This window comes from Thauera chlorobenzoica, from assembly GCF_001922305.1.
In the GTDB taxonomy this organism is placed as follows: Bacteria; Pseudomonadota; Gammaproteobacteria; order Burkholderiales; family Rhodocyclaceae; genus Thauera; species Thauera chlorobenzoica.
The window spans coordinates 1,862,336-1,878,392 of the sequence record NZ_CP018839.1 but is presented as its reverse complement, the minus strand read 5'-3'; the positions used below and the strand labels follow the sequence as shown (position 1 = coordinate 1,878,392).

16 protein-coding genes and 4 tRNA genes are annotated in these 16,057 nt (G+C 66.0%); 3 read left to right on the top strand and 17 right to left on the bottom strand.

What is annotated here, in order from left to right:
• Window positions 1–12: 12 nt before the first annotated feature.
• The 11 genes from rplL to Tchl_RS08645 form a co-directional block, all read right to left on the bottom strand.
• Window positions 13–384, bottom strand: coding sequence for a 50S ribosomal protein L7/L12 (gene rplL, locus Tchl_RS08695; RefSeq protein ID WP_075148057.1), 372 nt, complete (start codon window positions 382–384; stop codon window positions 13–15).
• 57 nt (window positions 385–441) lie between these two features.
• A complete protein-coding gene (gene rplJ / locus Tchl_RS08690; protein ID WP_075148056.1) occupies window positions 442–945 on the bottom strand; it encodes a 50S ribosomal protein L10 in 504 nt (167 codons plus the stop codon).
• Between the two features lie 254 nt (window positions 946–1,199).
• Entirely contained in the window at window positions 1,200–1,898 is a 699-nt protein-coding gene (gene rplA / locus Tchl_RS08685) for a 50S ribosomal protein L1 (protein ID WP_075148055.1), read from the bottom strand.
• Window positions 1,899–1,900: 2 nt separating this feature from the next.
• Window positions 1,901–2,332, bottom strand: coding sequence for a 50S ribosomal protein L11 (gene rplK, locus Tchl_RS08680; protein WP_075148054.1), 432 nt, complete (start codon window positions 2,330–2,332; stop codon window positions 1,901–1,903).
• A gap of 121 nt (window positions 2,333–2,453) precedes the next feature.
• Complete coding sequence (gene nusG / locus Tchl_RS08675) at window positions 2,454–2,987, bottom strand: transcription termination/antitermination protein NusG (RefSeq protein WP_075148053.1); 534 nt, start codon at window positions 2,985–2,987, stop codon at window positions 2,454–2,456.
• A gap of 1 nt (window position 2,988) precedes the next feature.
• Complete coding sequence (gene secE / locus Tchl_RS08670) at window positions 2,989–3,336, bottom strand: preprotein translocase subunit SecE (protein ID WP_075148052.1); 348 nt, start codon at window positions 3,334–3,336, stop codon at window positions 2,989–2,991.
• Between the two features lie 22 nt (window positions 3,337–3,358).
• Window positions 3,359–3,434: transfer RNA gene (locus tag Tchl_RS08665), tRNA-Trp, on the bottom strand.
• A gap of 60 nt (window positions 3,435–3,494) precedes the next feature.
• Window positions 3,495–4,685, bottom strand: coding sequence for an elongation factor Tu (gene tuf, locus Tchl_RS08660; protein ID WP_075148051.1), 1,191 nt, complete (start codon window positions 4,683–4,685; stop codon window positions 3,495–3,497).
• A gap of 82 nt (window positions 4,686–4,767) precedes the next feature.
• Window positions 4,768–4,842, bottom strand: a tRNA-Thr gene (locus Tchl_RS08655).
• A gap of 17 nt (window positions 4,843–4,859) precedes the next feature.
• Window positions 4,860–4,933: transfer RNA gene (locus Tchl_RS08650), tRNA-Gly, on the bottom strand.
• Between the two features lie 84 nt (window positions 4,934–5,017).
• Window positions 5,018–5,102, bottom strand: a tRNA-Tyr gene (locus Tchl_RS08645).
• A gap of 130 nt (window positions 5,103–5,232) precedes the next feature.
• Here Tchl_RS08645 and Tchl_RS08640 point away from each other — a divergent pair.
• Window positions 5,233–6,639, top strand: coding sequence for an FAD-binding oxidoreductase (locus Tchl_RS08640; protein ID WP_075148050.1), 1,407 nt, complete (start codon window positions 5,233–5,235; stop codon window positions 6,637–6,639).
• A 29-nt stretch (window positions 6,640–6,668) separates the two neighbouring features.
• On the opposite strand, the gene Tchl_RS08635 is transcribed toward Tchl_RS08640, so the two are convergent.
• Window positions 6,669–7,298, bottom strand: a complete 630-nt coding sequence (locus Tchl_RS08635) for a response regulator transcription factor (RefSeq protein ID WP_075148049.1) — start codon at window positions 7,296–7,298, stop codon at window positions 6,669–6,671.
• A gap of 259 nt (window positions 7,299–7,557) precedes the next feature.
• Between Tchl_RS08635 and Tchl_RS08630 the strand changes: the two genes are divergently transcribed.
• Both Tchl_RS08630 and Tchl_RS08625 read left to right on the top strand, forming a co-directional pair.
• Window positions 7,558–9,519, top strand: coding sequence for a hybrid sensor histidine kinase/response regulator (locus Tchl_RS08630; RefSeq protein WP_075148048.1), 1,962 nt, complete (start codon window positions 7,558–7,560; stop codon window positions 9,517–9,519).
• 28 nt (window positions 9,520–9,547) lie between these two features.
• Window positions 9,548–9,985, top strand: coding sequence for a PhaM family polyhydroxyalkanoate granule multifunctional regulatory protein (locus tag Tchl_RS08625; RefSeq protein WP_075148047.1), 438 nt, complete (start codon window positions 9,548–9,550; stop codon window positions 9,983–9,985).
• 136 nt (window positions 9,986–10,121) lie between these two features.
• Here the strand turns inward: Tchl_RS08625 and Tchl_RS08620 are convergent, their stop codons facing one another.
• Genes Tchl_RS08620 through Tchl_RS08600 form a run of 5 tightly spaced genes read right to left on the bottom strand, consistent with a single transcriptional unit; the run spans window position 10,122 to window position 16,041 of the window.
• The gene (locus Tchl_RS08620) at window positions 10,122–11,513 is read right to left on the bottom strand and encodes a LytR C-terminal domain-containing protein (RefSeq protein WP_075148046.1); all 1,392 of its coding nucleotides are present in this window, start codon (window positions 11,511–11,513) and stop codon (window positions 10,122–10,124) included.
• Between the two features lie 16 nt (window positions 11,514–11,529).
• The gene (locus Tchl_RS08615; RefSeq protein WP_075148045.1) at window positions 11,530–12,471 is read right to left on the bottom strand and encodes a type II secretion system F family protein; all 942 of its coding nucleotides are present in this window, start codon (window positions 12,469–12,471) and stop codon (window positions 11,530–11,532) included.
• A gap of 33 nt (window positions 12,472–12,504) precedes the next feature.
• Window positions 12,505–13,488 (bottom strand): type II secretion system F family protein, encoded by a 984-nt coding sequence (locus tag Tchl_RS08610; protein ID WP_075148044.1) that lies wholly within the window; start codon window positions 13,486–13,488, stop codon window positions 12,505–12,507.
• Window positions 13,489–13,495: 7 nt separating this feature from the next.
• A complete protein-coding gene (locus Tchl_RS08605; RefSeq protein ID WP_075148043.1) occupies window positions 13,496–14,848 on the bottom strand; it encodes a CpaF family protein in 1,353 nt (450 codons plus the stop codon).
• Between the two features lie 35 nt (window positions 14,849–14,883).
• Complete coding sequence (locus tag Tchl_RS08600) at window positions 14,884–16,041, bottom strand: AAA family ATPase (protein ID WP_075148042.1); 1,158 nt, start codon at window positions 16,039–16,041, stop codon at window positions 14,884–14,886.
• Window positions 16,042–16,057 lie beyond the last annotated feature (16 nt).

Here is a 16,057-nt window from a genome sequence, read left to right as displayed (position 1 = left end):
GGAAGGCGAGGATTACTTGATCTCGACCTTCGCGCCAGCGTCTTCCAGCTGCTTCTTCAGGGCCTCGGCATCGGCCTTGGCGATGCCTTCCTTGACGGCCTTCGGTGCGCCATCGACCAGGTCCTTGGCTTCCTTCAGGCCCAGGCCGGTAGCGGCACGGACGACCTTGATGACCTCGACCTTCTTCTCGCCGGTGCCGGTGAGGATGACGTCGAACTCGGTCTTCTCTTCCACCGGGGCAGCGGCAGCGGCGCCCGGGGCGGCCACGGCCAGCGAGGCAGCGGACACGCCGAACTTCTCTTCGAACGCCTTGACCAGGTCGTTCAGTTCCATCACGGTCATGCCAGCAACGGCTTCCAGGATGTCTTCTTTGCTGATTGCCATTTCAAATCACTCCAGAATCGATACTTTTCAGAAAACTTTCGTAGCGGGATGCAGCACTCAGGCGGCAGCGCCTTCTTCCTCGCGCTTCTTGGCGAGGGCGGCGAGCGCGCCGGCAAAGCCGGAAACCGGCGCCTGCATGACGCCAAGCAGCTTGGCGAGCAGTTCTTCGCGGCTCGGGATCGAAGCCAGTGCCTGCACGCCGGCGAGATCGAGCGTATTACCTGCGTAGGAACCCGCCTTCAGGACCAGCTTGGGGTTGGTCTTGGCGAATTCGTTGAGCACCTTCGCAGCAGCGACCGGATCCTGCGAAACGCCATAGATCAGCGGTCCGGTGAGCTGCTCGGCCAGACCCTCGAACGGGGTACCGGCGATCGCACGACGCACCAGGGTGTTCTTCAGCACACGCAGATAGACGCCAGATTCGCGAGCCTTGGCGCGCAGCACGGTGAGATCGCCCACCGCAATGCCGCGATACTCGGCCACCGCGATCGTCTGGGCATTGGCCACCTGTGCCGACACCTCAGCCACTACGGCTTTCTTGTCATCGAGATTGAGACCCACGGGTCTTCCCTCCTTTCAAGTCAACACACGAGCCACGCGCTGCGCGACTCGCACCCACGGCGACCTGGATCAGGAGTGCGGCCCATCGGGCCAGGTCCTGTTCTGGATACACCGTCTGCGCAGGCCACCGGAATGCTTAAGCGATTCCCCTCGGGGTCCCGCACCTGCGGTCTTTGACGATCCGCGCCCATCCTTGCGGGCAGGCACGGCCCAAAGTACTTCAACGCCACCGGCATGTACCGGCGGCGCGGCAATCATGCAGCGTTGACGCTGCCCGTTTCCACGCGCACCCCGGCACCCATGGTGCTGGAGACCGCGATGCGACGCAGGTACACGCCCTTCGAGGCGGCCGGCTTGGCCTTGACCAGGGCGTCGATGAAGGCGCTGAGGTTCTGCTGCAGCGCTTCGACCTCGAACGAGGCGCGGCCAATCGTGGCATGCACGAGACCGCCCTTGTCGGTGCGGTACTGCACCTGACCGGCCTTGGCGTTCTTCACCGCCGTGGCCACGTCCATCGTCACCGTGCCGACTTTCGGGTTCGGCATCAGGCCGCGCGGACCGAGGATCTGGCCGAGCTGACCGACCACGCGCATGGCGTCGGGCGTAGCGATGCAGATGTCGAAGTCCAGGTTGCCGGCCTTGACCTGCTCGGCGAGATCGTCGAAACCAACCACGTCGGCGCCCGCCGCACGCGCGGCTTCGGCCTTCTCGCCCTGGGCGAACACCGCCACGCGCACCGCCTTGCCGGTCCCCGCGGGGAGCACGACCGAGCCGCGCACGACCTGGTCCGACTTGCGTGCATCGACGCCGAGATTGACGGCGATATCGATCGACTCGTCGAACTTGGCGGTGGCGCACTCCTTGACCAGACGCAGGGCGTCGGCGACCGGGTAGGCCTGGTTGCGGTCAACCTTGGCGCGCAGCGCCTGAACTCGCTTGGACAGTTTCGCCATGATTACAGGCCCTCCACGGTGATGCCCATGCTGCGGGCGGAGCCGGCGATGGTGCGCACGGCGGCTTCCATGTCGGCAGCGGTGAGATCGGGCATCTTGGTCTTGGCGATTTCCTCGACCTGCGCACGGCTGATCTTGCCGACCTTGTCGGTATGCGGCTTGGCCGAGCCTTTCTGCAGGCCGGCCGCCTTCTTGATCAGGATCGTCGCCGGCGGCGTCTTCATGATGAAGGTGAAGGACTTGTCGGCGAAGGCGGTGATCACCACCGGAATCGGCAGGCCCGGCTCGAGACCCTGGGTCTTGGCGTTGAAGGCCTTGCAGAATTCCATGATGTTCAGGCCGCGCTGACCGAGCGCCGGACCGATCGGGGGGCTGGGGTTGGCCTTGCCGGCCGGCACCTGCAGCTTGATGTAACCAATGATTTTCTTTGCCATGACGGCTCGCTCCTGTGTTGAGTGCTAGCGCACCGGGCATCGCGCCCGACGCTCCTCGCATCGCCCGCGCCGGCTCTCCGGGTCAACGGGCTACGGCAGACCCTGAGGCCTGCCGTCCTGCTCAGGTCTTTTCGACCTGGGCAAAATCCAGTTCTACCGGCGTGGCGCGACCGAAAATGGTCACCGACACACGCAGCTTGTTCTTTTCGTAGTTGGCGTCTTCCACCGAGCCATGGAAGTCGGTGAACGGACCTTCCTTGACCCGCACGACCTCGCCGATCTCCCACAGCACCTTGGGGCGCGGCTTATCCACGCCTTCCTGCATCTGCTGCATGATCTTCTCGACCTCCTTCTCGGAGATCGGGGCCGGCTTGTTCGCAGTCCCGCCGACAAAACCGGTGACTTTCGGCGTCGACTTCACCAGGTGCCAGCTCTCGTCGTTCATTTCCATCTCGACGAGCACGTACCCGGGGAAGAACTTGCGCTCGGTGACCGTCTTCTGGCCACCGCGCATCTCGACCACTTCCTCGACCGGCACCAGAATCTGGCCGAAGCTGTCCTGCATCCCTGCGCGGCTGACTCTCTCCACCAGTGCGCGCTGGACGGACTTCTCGAAGCCCGAATAGGCGTGCACCACATACCAACGCTTCGTCATATCACTTCCAGCCCAGAACGAGATCGTAGAGAACCCATTCAAGGGTCTTGTCGGTGAGCCACAGGAAGATCGCCATCACCACCACGAAAGCGAAGACCAGACCGGTCGTCTGCACGGTCTCCTTGCGGCTCGGCCACACCACTTTCTTGGTTTCGGTAACCGCTTCCCGTGCGAAACCGATGAAACGCTGTCCCGGAGCGGAAAACGAAGCGACCGCAACACCCGCAGCGACACCGGCGAGCACAGCAAGCACGCGAAGGACCAGAGGCTGCTCGGACAGCAGATAGAAGCCGACCACACCGGCGGCCAGCAGTGCCAGAGCCAGCGCGAATTTCAACTTATCGGCCATTGCGGAAACACCCGGAAAAGTGTGGCAGGGGCAGAGGGAATCGAACCCCCAACCTTCGGTTTTGGAGACCGACGCTCTGCCAGTTGAGCTATACCCCTGCAGCGAAAACTGCAAGGCGCACCCTTGCGGGCGCGCCAATCTGGCAATCAGCGAGCGAATTACTCGATGATCTTGGCGACGACGCCGGCGCCGACGGTGCGGCCGCCTTCGCGGATCGCGAAGCGCAGGCCTTCTTCCATGGCGATCGGGCAGATCAGCTTGACGGTGATCGACACGTTGTCGCCCGGCATGACCATCTCGGTGCCTTCGGGCAGCGAGATCGAACCGGTCACGTCCGTGGTACGGAAGTAGAACTGCGGACGGTAGTTGTTGAAGAACGGGGTGTGACGGCCGCCCTCTTCCTTGCTCAGCACGTAGATCTCGCCGGTGAAGTGGGTGTGCGGGGTAATCGAACCCGGCTTGCACAGCACCTGGCCGCGCTCGACGTCTTCACGCTTGGTGCCGCGCAGCAGCACGCCGACGTTGTCGCCGGCCTGGCCCTGGTCGAGCAGCTTGCGGAACATCTCCACGCCGGTGCAGGTGGTCTTGACCGTGGGCTTGATGCCGACGATCTCGATTTCCTCGCCGACCTTGACGATGCCGCGCTCGACCCGACCGGTCACCACCGTGCCGCGACCCGAGATCGAGAACACGTCTTCGATCGGCAGCAGGAAGGGCTTGTCGATCGCGCGCTCCGGGGTCGGGATGTAGGAGTCCAGCGCCGCGGCCAACTCCAGGATCGCCGGCTCACCGATCGGCGACTGGTCGCCCTCGAGCGCCTTCAGCGCAGAACCCTTGACGATGGGGATGTCGTCGCCCGGGAAGTCGTACTTGGACAGCAGTTCGCGCACTTCCATCTCGACCAGCTCGAGCAGCTCCTCGTCGTCGACCATGTCGCACTTGTTCAGGAACACGATGATGTAGGGCACGCCGACCTGGCGCGCCAGCAGGATGTGCTCGCGCGTCTGCGGCATCGGGCCGTCGGCGGCCGAGCACACCAGGATCGCGCCGTCCATCTGCGCCGCGCCGGTGATCATGTTCTTCACGTAGTCCGCGTGACCCGGGCAGTCAACGTGCGCGTAGTGACGGCTTTCGGTCTCGTACTCGACGTGCGCGGTATTGATCGTGATGCCACGCGCCTTTTCTTCCGGTGCCGCGTCGATCTGGTCGTAGGCCTTCGCTTCGCCGCCGAACTTCTTCGACAGGATCGTCGTGATCGCCGCGGTCAGCGTGGTCTTGCCGTGGTCAACGTGGCCGATCGTGCCGACGTTCACGTGCGGCTTCGTCCGTTCGAACTTACCCTTAGCCATATCGCTATCCTTAAAATCAGAACCAGAAAAACCGGCGCGGCGACCAAGCTTGTTGGCCGCCGTCCAGGCCAGGCAGAAAGTGTGGTGCCCATGACGTGGATTGAACACGTGGCCTCTCCCTTACCAAGGGAGTGCTCTACCACTGAGCTACATGGGCTCCGAAAACAACACAACTGGAGCGGGTGAAGGGAATCGAACCCTCGTCGTAAGCTTGGAAGGCTTCTGCTCTACCATTGAGCTACACCCGCACTTACCTCGCTGCACAATGCACAGTCGATTCGCCGCATCCGCCACATCGAGCACCAAACAACCGCTCGACATCAAAATATTGCTGGTGGAGGGAGAAGGATTCGAACCTTCGAAGGCTGAGCCGTCAGATTTACAGTCTGATCCCGTTGACCGCTTGGGTATCCCTCCAGCTGGGAAGCCCCGCACTATAGAGGCCGATCGGGAACATGTCAAACCCTTTTTCAAAGGAAGGCAAAATACCGTCCTGCGCGCCGGCGCCGGTGATAACGTCCCTCTTTCAAAACTCAGGAGCTTCTGCATGACCGCCCCTCAGCCCGGCGCACCGCGCACCCTGCCTGCCGCCTTCATCGACGCCATGAACGCCCGCTTCGGCGCCCGGTTCACCCTGTCCGAGGCCGTGCGCGCCCACCACGGCCACGACGAATCGCACTTCCCCGACGCCCTGCCCGACGCCGTCGTGTTCGTCCATAGCACGGAAGAGACCGCGGCCGTCGTCCATTGCTGCCGCGCGTTCGCCGTCCCGATCATCGCCTTCGGTACCGGCAGCTCGCTCGAAGGCCACATCCTTCCCGTGCGCGGCGGCATCAGTGTCGATTTCAGCGAAATGAACAAAGTGCTCGACATCCGGGTGGCCGACCTCGACGTCGTGGTCCAGCCCGGCGTCACGCGCAAGCAGCTCAACGCCGAGCTCCACGGCACCGGCCTGTTCTTCCCGATCGATCCCGGCGCCGACGCCTCCCTCGGCGGCATGGCCGCGACCCGCGCCTCGGGCACCAATGCCGTGCGCTACGGCACGATGCGCGAAAACGTGCTCGGCCTTACCGCGGTGATGGCCGACGGCAGCGTGATCCACACCGGCGGACGGGCACGCAAGTCGTCCGCGGGCTACGACCTGACCCGCCTGCTGATCGGCTCCGAAGGCACGCTCGGCCTGATCACCGAACTCGCGGTGCGCCTGCACCCCCTGCCGGAAGCGGTTTCGGCTGCGGTGTGCGCCTTTCCCGATGTGGTCTCGGCGGTGAACACGGTGATCCAGACCATCCAGCTCGGCATCCCGGTGGCCCGCATCGAACTGGTCGACGATCTCACCGTGAAGGCGCTCAACCGCTACAGCAAGACCAGCCTGCGCGAAGCGCCGATGCTGTTCTTCGAATTCCATGGCACCCCGGCCAGCGTGGAGGAACAGGCGCGCACCGTGCAGGATGTGGCCGGCGAGTATGGCGGCCTCGACTTCGAATGGGCGCACCGCCCCGAAGACCGCAGCCGTCTATGGGCGGCCCGCCACGATGTCTATTTCGCCAGCATCAACCTGCGCCCGGGGTGCCGCGGGCTGACGACCGACGTCTGCGTGCCGATTTCCCGCCTCGCCGACTGCGTCGGCGCGACCCGCGCCGATATCGACGCATCGGGCCTGATCGCGCCCATCGTCGGCCATGTCGGCGACGGCAACTTCCACACCGTGATCCTCGTCGATCCGCACGACGAGGCTGAAATCGCCCGCGCCGAAGCGCTCAACCGGCGCATCGTCGAACGTGCGCTGGACATGGGCGGCACCTGCACCGGGGAGCACGGCATCGGTTTCGGCAAACAGGGTTTCATGCTGCGCGAGCACGGTGCGCCGGCGATCGAGGTAATGCGCCAGATCAAGCGCGCCCTCGATCCCGACGACCTGCTCAACCCGGGCAAGATCCTGCCGCCGGGCTGAACTGCGCCGCCGGAGCGCCACCACCCTGCCTACAAGCGCTCGCCCTGCCGGGCGAGCAGCACCAGGGCCTGCGCGCGGTTGGACACACCGAGCGCACGGAAAATGGCGGTCATATGCACCTTGACCGTTCCCTCCGACAGGCCGAGCTGCTCGCCGATCTCCCGGTTCGTCTTCCCGCAGGCGAGCAGTTCCAGCACGCGGGCCTGCGCCGCGGTCAATCCGAAACGCTCACCGAGCGTCCCCTGGCGCGGCATCGGCGCCGCCCGGCCGGCACGCGCCGGCATCGGCATTCCCCCCGCGAGCACTTCGCGCACCGCCTGCAGCAGGATTTCACCCGAGCTCGACTTCGACACAAAGCCCGACGCTCCCGCCTTCATCGCCCGGCGCACCGAGGCATCGTCGTCGATCGCCGACACCACCAGCGCCGGCACGTCCGGAAAGCGCCGGGCGAGTACGGCAAGCAGGGAAAATCCACTCATGTCGGGGAGCACCAGATCGATCACCGCGAGATCGAGGCTGCCGTCCCCCTCGATGATGCCGAGCGCGGCATTGGCGCTGTCGGCTTCGAGACATTCGACGCCCGGCTCCAGCCGCGACAGGCTCTGCGTCATCGCCTCGCGCACCAGTGCGTGATCCTCCACGATCAGGATTTTCGTCATATCTGCCCCCCAGCCCCAGAGCGGCCCCAATGGAATGCGTCAAGCATAGCACGGGGCTATCGAAAGCCGCCTCATCCACAATTGCGACTACTGCCGCACTATCCACAAACACGCGAAGCGCGGAAAATCACCCCCTCCCCCACCTCCCGGTGCCGTACCACATGCGCCCACACGCTCGGATCACCGCTGTTCGGCTGACTCACTCCAGCGGCCGCAGCGCCGGAGCCACCGCACCGCGCCCCCCGGAACACCCCCCGCAATGATTTCCAACTGGGGAATCCGGGCGCGGGTGATGCTCGCGGCGGCGCTGCCGACGCTGGCGCTGGCCGTGCTGATGACCACCATCTACACCAGCCTGCGCATCTCCGACCTCGACGAGGCGCTCGCCGGACGCGGTCGAGCCTATGCCCGCCAGCTCGCCGCGGCAAGCGAGTACGCGATCCGCTCCGGAAACCGCGCCACCCTGCAGAAACAAAGCGAGGCCTTGCTCGACGAAGAAGACGTCCTCGCCGTGGGCATCACCGGCAGCAATGGCGAGTTGCTCGTTCTCGCAGGGCACTTCAGTCCCCACCGCCCGCCCCTGCCCGACGCCCTCCCCTGGCAGGCCCGGTCGATCGGCACCGGCACGGCCTTGCGCATCATCGAACCGATCAACCCCAGCGCGCTGCAGCTCGACGATGCCTTTTCCCGCGCCCTGCTCCCTCCCGTGCCGCTGAACCACGGCAGCGTCGTCATCGACCTGTCGCTGGCGCGCGTGCACAGCCGACGCACCGAACTGCTGTGGACCGGCGTCGGCTCGATGCTCCTCGTCCTGCTCGGCGGCCTCGTCCTCGCCAGCGTCATGAGCCGCGGCGTCAGCGGGCCGATCCGCAGCATCGCCGGCACCGTCCTGCGCATCGGCCAGGGACGGCTGTACGAGCGCGTTCCACCCGGCGGCGGCGGCAGCCTGCGCACGCTGGCCGAAGGCGTCAACGAAATGGCCGCCCGCCTCACCGACGCCCATGCGCGCATGACCCGCGAAGTCGAGGCGGCAACCGCCGAGCTGCGTGCACGCAAGGACGAAGCCGAACAGGCCAACCGCGCCAAATCCCGTTTTCTCGCCGCGGCCAGCCACGATCTGCGCCAGCCCCTGCACGCGCTCGTGCTCTTCGTCTCCGAACTTGCCCGCCAGCCGCTCGACGGCCACAGCCGCCAGATCGTCGATCGCATCAGCGCCTCGGCCGAAGCGATGGAAAACCTGCTCGACAGCCTGCTCGACATCTCACGCCTCGACGCCGGCGTGCTCCAGCCTTCGCGCCAGGCGTTCCAGCCTCACCCGATCGTCGAGCGCCTCCTCGGCAGCCAGTCCTCCGTCGCCGACGCCCGCGGCCTGCGCCTGCGCCTGCACGCCACCCCGCACTGGGTCGACAGCGACCCGCTGCTGTTCGAGCGCATCGTCGCCAACCTGCTGAGCAACGCCATCCGCTACACCGCCGCCGGCACCGTCATGATCGCCTGCCGTCGGCGCGGCCAGTCCCTGCGGGTGGAAGTGCGCGACAGCGGCTGCGGCATCGCCACAAAGGACCAGGAAATCGTCTTCCAGGAGTTCGTCCAGCTCGACAACCCCGAACGCGCCCGCGCCAAGGGGCTCGGGCTGGGGCTGGCGATCGTGCGCCGCCTCGCCAGCCTGCTCGAGCTCCGCCTCGAACTGCGCTCGGCCCCGGGACGCGGCTCGGTATTCGCCATCGAGCTGCCGCTTGCCGCCCCGCCCCCCCTGCTGGCCAATGTCGAAGAAGCGCGCGCGCTCGGCGACATCGAAGGCGTCCGTATCGCCCTCGTGGACGACGACCCGATGGCGCGCGAAGCCATGTACGCCCTGCTCACGGCCTGGGGCTGCCAGGTCACGGCCGACGAAAACGCCGAAGAGCTGCTCGCCCGCCTGTCGTCCGATGCGCCGCCACCGGAGATCCTGATCACCGATTTCCGCATGCGCGGCACCCTCGACGGCATCGCCCTGATCGCCCACCTGCGCACCGACGCCCATTACGCCGCACTGCCCGCGATCCTGGTCAGCGGTGACACCGGACCAGACACCCTTGCCCGCGCCCAAGCCGCCGGTCTGCAGCTGCTGCACAAGCCCGTGCGCCCGGCGCGGCTGCGCGCCCTCATCCACCGGCTGCTGAGCACACCCGAATCGGCCGCCGCTGCGCCGCCACCACAGCAATCGGTTACCATTGACTGACCCTGTTCACCCTGTCGGGAGCACCCAAATGTCTCATGAACAAAAGGCCCAGGACCCGCTCGAATTCGTGCGCGGCATGTGGAGCAACATGGGCTTCTCGCTCCCCGGCATGGTCACGCCGACGCTCGACGTCGACGAACTCGACAAACGCATCGCCGACATGAAAGCCGTCGAGGGCTGGCTGAAAATGAACCTGAACATGCTGCAGATGAGCATCCAGGGGCTCGAAATGCAGCGCGCCGCCCTCGCCGCGGTCAAGGCCATGAGCCAGCAGGCGCAGGCACAAACGGGCGACGGCGACACCGGCGCAGCCGACGCCGCAGCCAACCCGTTCGCCAGCGCAGCGGCGATGTGGCCGTGGAACATGATGGCCGCCGCCGCCCCCTCTTCCCCGCCCGAAGCCGACCAGCCTCCCCCCGCCACACCCGCCAAAAGCGGACGGCGCAAAACCGCACCCGGCAACTGACCTGGTGGCGGCTTCCCGGCGGCGGGCACCGACCCACCGCCAGCCTTCGTTGCCGCTTCGGCCAAGCCGCGCGCAGTTCTGCATGTTGTCGTCGGCCATGCGCCGACCGGGCGGCACGCACGCGCTGAATCAGGAATCAGTTCTGCTGCAAAGCTTCTGTTGTGTCGAGCGCTGCGACCGGCGCGGCTTTTCGCGCCACCCGGGTACACACTTCGAGCACGCTACAGGCGTCGCTGGTATTGAGGTCATGCCCCAGCACCAGGCGTACGTCGGACACCTGACCCGGCGTCGGCGCCGCTGCGATGCGTGGGCGGAAAGGCAGGAGCGCCGCGAACGACTCGGCCGCTTCACGGTATCCCTCCCGGTAGGCGATGAATGAGCCGCGCTCGGTGAACGGGCGCTGGTTGGTCAGGCGCGGCCAGGGAGCCCCTTCCTTGCTCAACAGGGTCGCCAGTCGACGTGCGAGTCCGGTGCTGCCATGGCCATTGGAAATCTCGTAGCGCACTCCGGCAACGGCGGCCGGTTTGGCTGCGGCCGGTGAAGCCGCAGTTGGTGAAGCCGCAGTTGGTGAAGCCGCAGTCGGTGAAGCCGTAGTGGGTGAAACCGCCGCGGTCGAAACCACCGTTGGCGAAGAGCTCTGCGCCGCAGGCAGGAATGCTGCCGGCGATGGGGGCAACGGAGACAATGCCGCGAGCACCAGAGGCTCATCGACGGACGGCGGGAGCGGGATCACCTCCGCAGCGCGTGTCGTGGCTACCGGGGCGGTGGCCACCGTCACTGAGGCCGGCGCAGGGGCCGCCCGGAGATGTTCGGCCTGCACCCGGTCGGGGCCATTGCGCAGCACATAGACATTGTCGGCCAGCCTTACCACCTTGGCATTGCCGGTTTCCGCCGTTCTCACCGTTACCCGTCCCACGGCCAGGCGCGACGATTCATCGGCCGGCGTTACGGGCGCTGCAGCCGCAGCGACGGCAGAAGCCGCCGGCTCGGGAACACGCTCGCCGCGCGCACCCGCTTCAGCCATCGCGACCTTGTCGTGTTCCCCCAGGCGGCGATACGCCGCGGCCAGGTTGATCCACGCCCGCCGGTTGTCGCCGTCCAGCTCCACCGCGCGGCGCAGTGCGTTCGCGGCCGCATCATCGCGCCCGGCGAGCAGCAGCGCATAGCCGAGGTTGTTGTGCAAATGGCTTGCCGCCGGCGCCAGGTCGACCGCCTTCTGCAGTGCAGCCAGGCCTTCCTCGAAACGGCCGCGGAGGGTCTGCAGCGTACCGAGCGCGCTCCAGGCCGTAACCTGCCCGGGCTCGGTCTCAACCGCCTTGCGATATGCGTCCACCGCCTCGTCCCTCGCACCACTCCCTTCACGGTAGCGCCCCAGGGCGTAATAGCCCGCAGCGCTCGAGGCACCATGACGCACCGCCTGCACCGGCTCGACCGCCCACGCCTTGTCCGGCATCTTCGGCCCCGTGCTGCAGGCGCCCAGAACCAAGGCGGCGAGCACCGGCTTCAGGTAAATCACTTGTTTTTTCATGGCAGAACCTCCCTGCTCAGCCCGTGCCGGCCATCGTCGGCAGCAGCACGCGGTAGATCTGGATCATCGCCGGACCGAGCAGCACCAGCAGCAGCGACGGGAAGATGAAGAAGATCAACGGAAACAGCAGTTTCAACGCGATCTTCGCCGCTGCCTCTTCGGCGCGCTGGCGGCGCCGGGTGCGCAGCATGTCGGAATGCACGCGCAGCGAGGTGGCGATGCTGGTGCCGAAGCGCTCGGCCTGGATGATCATCGCGACGAAGCCTTCGACCTCCTCCACCCCGGTGCGCGCGGCCAGGTTGCGCAGGGCGCGGGCGCGCTCGAGGCCGGCACGCAGTTCCAGCGTCACCAGGTGCAGTTCTTCGGCCAGCGCTTCGCTCTTGTACTGCATCTCGTCGGCGACCCGCACCAGCGCCGCCTCGACGCCGAGGCCGGCCTCGACGCACACCGTCATCAGGTCGAGCGCATCGGGAAAAGTCTCGAAGATTTCGCGCTGACGCAGAAACACCAGCCGGCTCAAACCGATGTTCGGCAGGTAGTAGCCGACCGCGGCCGTAACCAACACCAGCAGCAGCAGCTCCTGGAACGACAGCCCCGGCGCCGCAGTCAGCAAGGTGAAATAGACCAGCAAAGGCAGGCCCACGGCGAGCACGGTCTTCACCCCGAAGTAGGCGTAGGGCGCCGAAGGGTGGCGCAAGCCGGCATGCAGGAAGCGCAGGCGCAGGGCCGACAGCTCGGTCCCGTCTTCCGGCGTAGACAACTTGGCGAAGGGCTTGGTCAGCTTGACCACACGCTCCACCCAGGCATCCCCGCCGGGCGCCGGCCCCGGCTTGCCGCCGCCGATCGCATCCAGGCGCTCGGCCGTCGGCGAGCGCACGAACAGGCCGAGGACGAAGAAGGCAGCCGCCGTCACGGCGACGAACAGCAGCCCGAGAAACCCGATCTGCACGAAGTCCATGTCCGTCTCCTTCCCGGCGCTGGCGATTCCCGGCTAGACGCGGATGCGGATGATCTTGCGCATCCACAGCACCCCTAGCACCATCATCACCAGCGCGCCGTAAATAAGGTTGAGGCCCGCGGGGTCTTCCCACAGCACCTTCATGAAACCCGGGTTGATCAGATTGATCACGATCGCCACCACGAACGGCAGCGAGCCCAGGATCCACGCCGACAGGCGCCCCTCCGCCGACAGCGTGCGGATTTCGCCATACAGTTTCAGGCGGGCGCGGATGATCGACGAAATATTGTCGAGGAGCTCGGCCAGGTTGCCGCCGGAATCGCGCTGGATCAGCACCGCGATCACGAAATAGCTCAGATCGGTGCTGTCGGTGCGCGCCGCAAGGTTGAGCATTGCGGTCTGCTGCGGCACGCCATAGTTCATCTCGTCGAACAGGATCCGGAACTCCCCGGCGATCGGGTCCTTCATCTCGTCGGCGACCATCTTGATCGCGGTCGGAAAGGCATGGCCCGCCCGCAGCGCGCGCCCCATCAGGTCGAGCGCTTCGGGCAGCTGCAGCTCGAAGCGCTTCAGGTGCTGGGTGCGCTCCCGCATCACATACAGGATCGGCAACATGCCGAGCACACCGGCGCCGATGATGCCGAACACCAGCGGGCGTTCGAGCAGCAGCGGCAGGACGAAGCCGATCAGCGCAAGCACCGCCGTCCACCCCAGCAACTGCGCCAGGGTCAGGTCCACCCGCGACTGCACGACCAGCCGATTCAGGCCGTGCAGGCGGGGAATGGCGTCCAGAATCCGGTCGCCGGCAGCCGAACCGGTCGCGCTCTGCGCTTTGAACAAGGGCGTCGCGTGCGCGCCGCTGCGCGCCGAGCCACCGGTCGCGGCATCGGCCAGACGCTGATGCAGACGCCTCACCTCGGCACTGCGGGTGGCGTTCCACCACAGGAAGCCGCCCTCCAGGAACAGCACCACCGCAATGAACACGGCCAGTGCAAACAGCAGGGTCAGGATGTCCATGGCGGCTTCACTCGAAATGCCGGCTCGGGTCGAACATATCTTCGGTCAGGCGGATGCCGAAGGCGCGCAGGCGCTCGGCAAAGTGCGGACGCACTCCGGTCGCCGAGAAGAAGCCGTCGACCACGCCGGCATCGTTGATCCCCTGCTGGCGGAACGAGAAGACTTCCTGCATCGTGATCATGTCGCCTTCCATGCCGGTGATCTCCTGGATGCTCACCACCTTGCGCTTGCCGTCGGTCAGGCGGTTCACCTGCACGATCACGCCGATTGCGCTGGCGATCTGGGCGCGGGCGACTTTTTGCGGCAGATTCACCCCCGCCATGCCGAGCATGTTTTCCATGCGCCCGAGCGCGTCGCGCGGCGAGTTGGCGTGCACCGTCGTCATCGAGCCTTCATGGCCGGTGTTCATCGCCTGCAGCACGTCAAAGGCCTCGCCCCCGCGCGTCTCGCCGAGGATGATGCGGTCCGGGCGCATGCGCAGCGCGTTGCGCACCAGCGCGCGCTGGGTCACCTCGCCCTTGCCCTCGATGTTCGGCGGCCGCGTCTCCAGCCGCACCACATGCGGCTGCTGCAGCTGCAGTTCGGCCGCATCTTCGATGGTGACGATGCGCTCGTTAGTCGGAATGTACGCCGACAGGATGTTGAGCAAGGTCGTCTTGCCGCTGCCGGTGCCGCCCGAAATCAGGATATTGACCTTTGCCTGCACCAGGTCGGCGAGCAGCTGGCTCATCGCCGGCGTCAGCGATTTGTAGTCCAGCAACCGGTCCATGGTCAGCGGAATCGCGGCAAAGCGGCGGATCGACACCGACGGCCCGTCGAGCGCCAGCGGCGGAATGATCGCATTGACCCGCGAACCGTCCGGCAGGCGGGCGTCGACCATCGGGCTCGATTCGTCGATCCGCCGCCCCACCCGCGACACGATCTTGTCGATGATCTTCATCAGGTGGTCGTCGTCGCTGAACGCGATGTTGGTCAGCTCCAGCTTGCCGTGGCGTTCCACATAGACCTGCTGCGAACCGTTGATCAGGATGTCCGACACGGTAGGGTCGGCGAGCAGCGGCTCGATCGGCCCCAGGCCCAGCATCTCGTGCTGGATGTCGCGCACCAGATCGCGGCGCTCGGCGGTATTGACGACGATGTTTTCTTCGGTAAGCAGGCGCTCGACCATCAGGCGCAACTCTTCGCGCAGGCGGTCGGGCTCGAGCCCTTCCATCGCTTCGAGGTCGATGCGCGACAGCAGCAACTGGTGGATGCGCATCTTCAGGGCCTGATAGACCCGGCCCGTGCCGGACTCGGGCGGGGCAGGGGTGCGTGCGGCCGTTTCCGGCACAACCGATTCCAGGCGTTGACGCAGACTCATTTCAGCCTCCCCTGTTCTTCAATGGAGCCGCTTCCTCAATGCGAGGAAAACAGCCGCGACAGCCAGCCCTTTCCTTTCAGCGCCGACGACGTGTCGAGCGCGGTGGCGATCTCGCGCAGCGCCTTGGCCACCGGGCTGCTCTTTTCCAGCCGGGCGATCGCCTGCCCCTGGTTCACCGAGGCGGCAACGGCCTTGTAGCAATTCGGTACGGTCTTGAACACCTTCGCCCGGACAATGCGCTCCAGATCCTCCAGCCCGATCTCGCTGCTCTTTTCGTAGCGATTGACGACCAGCCCCACCTTCGACTGCGGATAACCGAGAGACGTGAAGACATCAACCAGGCGCCGGGCTTCACGGATGAAAGGCATGGTCAGCTGCACCACGGGCAATATCTTGTCCGCCATGTCAAAGAGCTGCAGGCTCACGGTATCGAGCGTCCGGCCGACATCGACGACAACGAAGTCGTGGTTGGCGCGCGCGACCTTCAGGATCGCCTCGACATGCCTGGCCTTGATGTCCGTCGCGTGAGCAGGGTCATCCGGCGCCGCCAGCAGGCCGAAGCCGGGAACGATCTCGATCATCGCCGAATCGAGCAGATCTGCATCGAGGCGGTGGATTTCCTGGCACAGCTGCGCCAGATCGCTCACCGGCTTCTCGTTGGTCAGGTACATCGAAGCGTCGCCAAACTGCAGGTTGAGGTCGATCATCGCCACCCGTTTCCCGTGCTCGACCGCCAGTATCCAGGCCAGGTTGGTCGCCAAAAAAGTCGCGCCGCTGCCGCCCTTGCACGAGGTCATGGCGATGATCTGTCCGTCCGCCGCCGGCGCCGCGCCGCGCTTGCGCGCGATCCGTTCGATCGCCCCGCCGAGCGCATCGGCCTGCACCGGGCTGGGCAGCACTTCGCGCACCCCGGCACGGAAGGCGCGCAGCAGGAAGTCCGACGAAGTATCCGACGAGATGACGATCGGTTCGATCTGGGGGTGGCGCAAGGTCAGCGATTCGAGCGCCGCCAGGTTCTCCGGCGCGAAGGCGTCGAGCACCATCACGTCGGGCACGACACCGTTGATCGGGCCCAGAGGCTGGCTCGAGTCGCCATAACCGACGGCGATGTCCATCGTCCTGTCCGGCTGCGCCAGCATCGACCGCAGCCGTTCTGCGCCGTCCTGGGTGTCGGAGAGGATTCTGATTTTCATGGCCTTGGTCTCATTG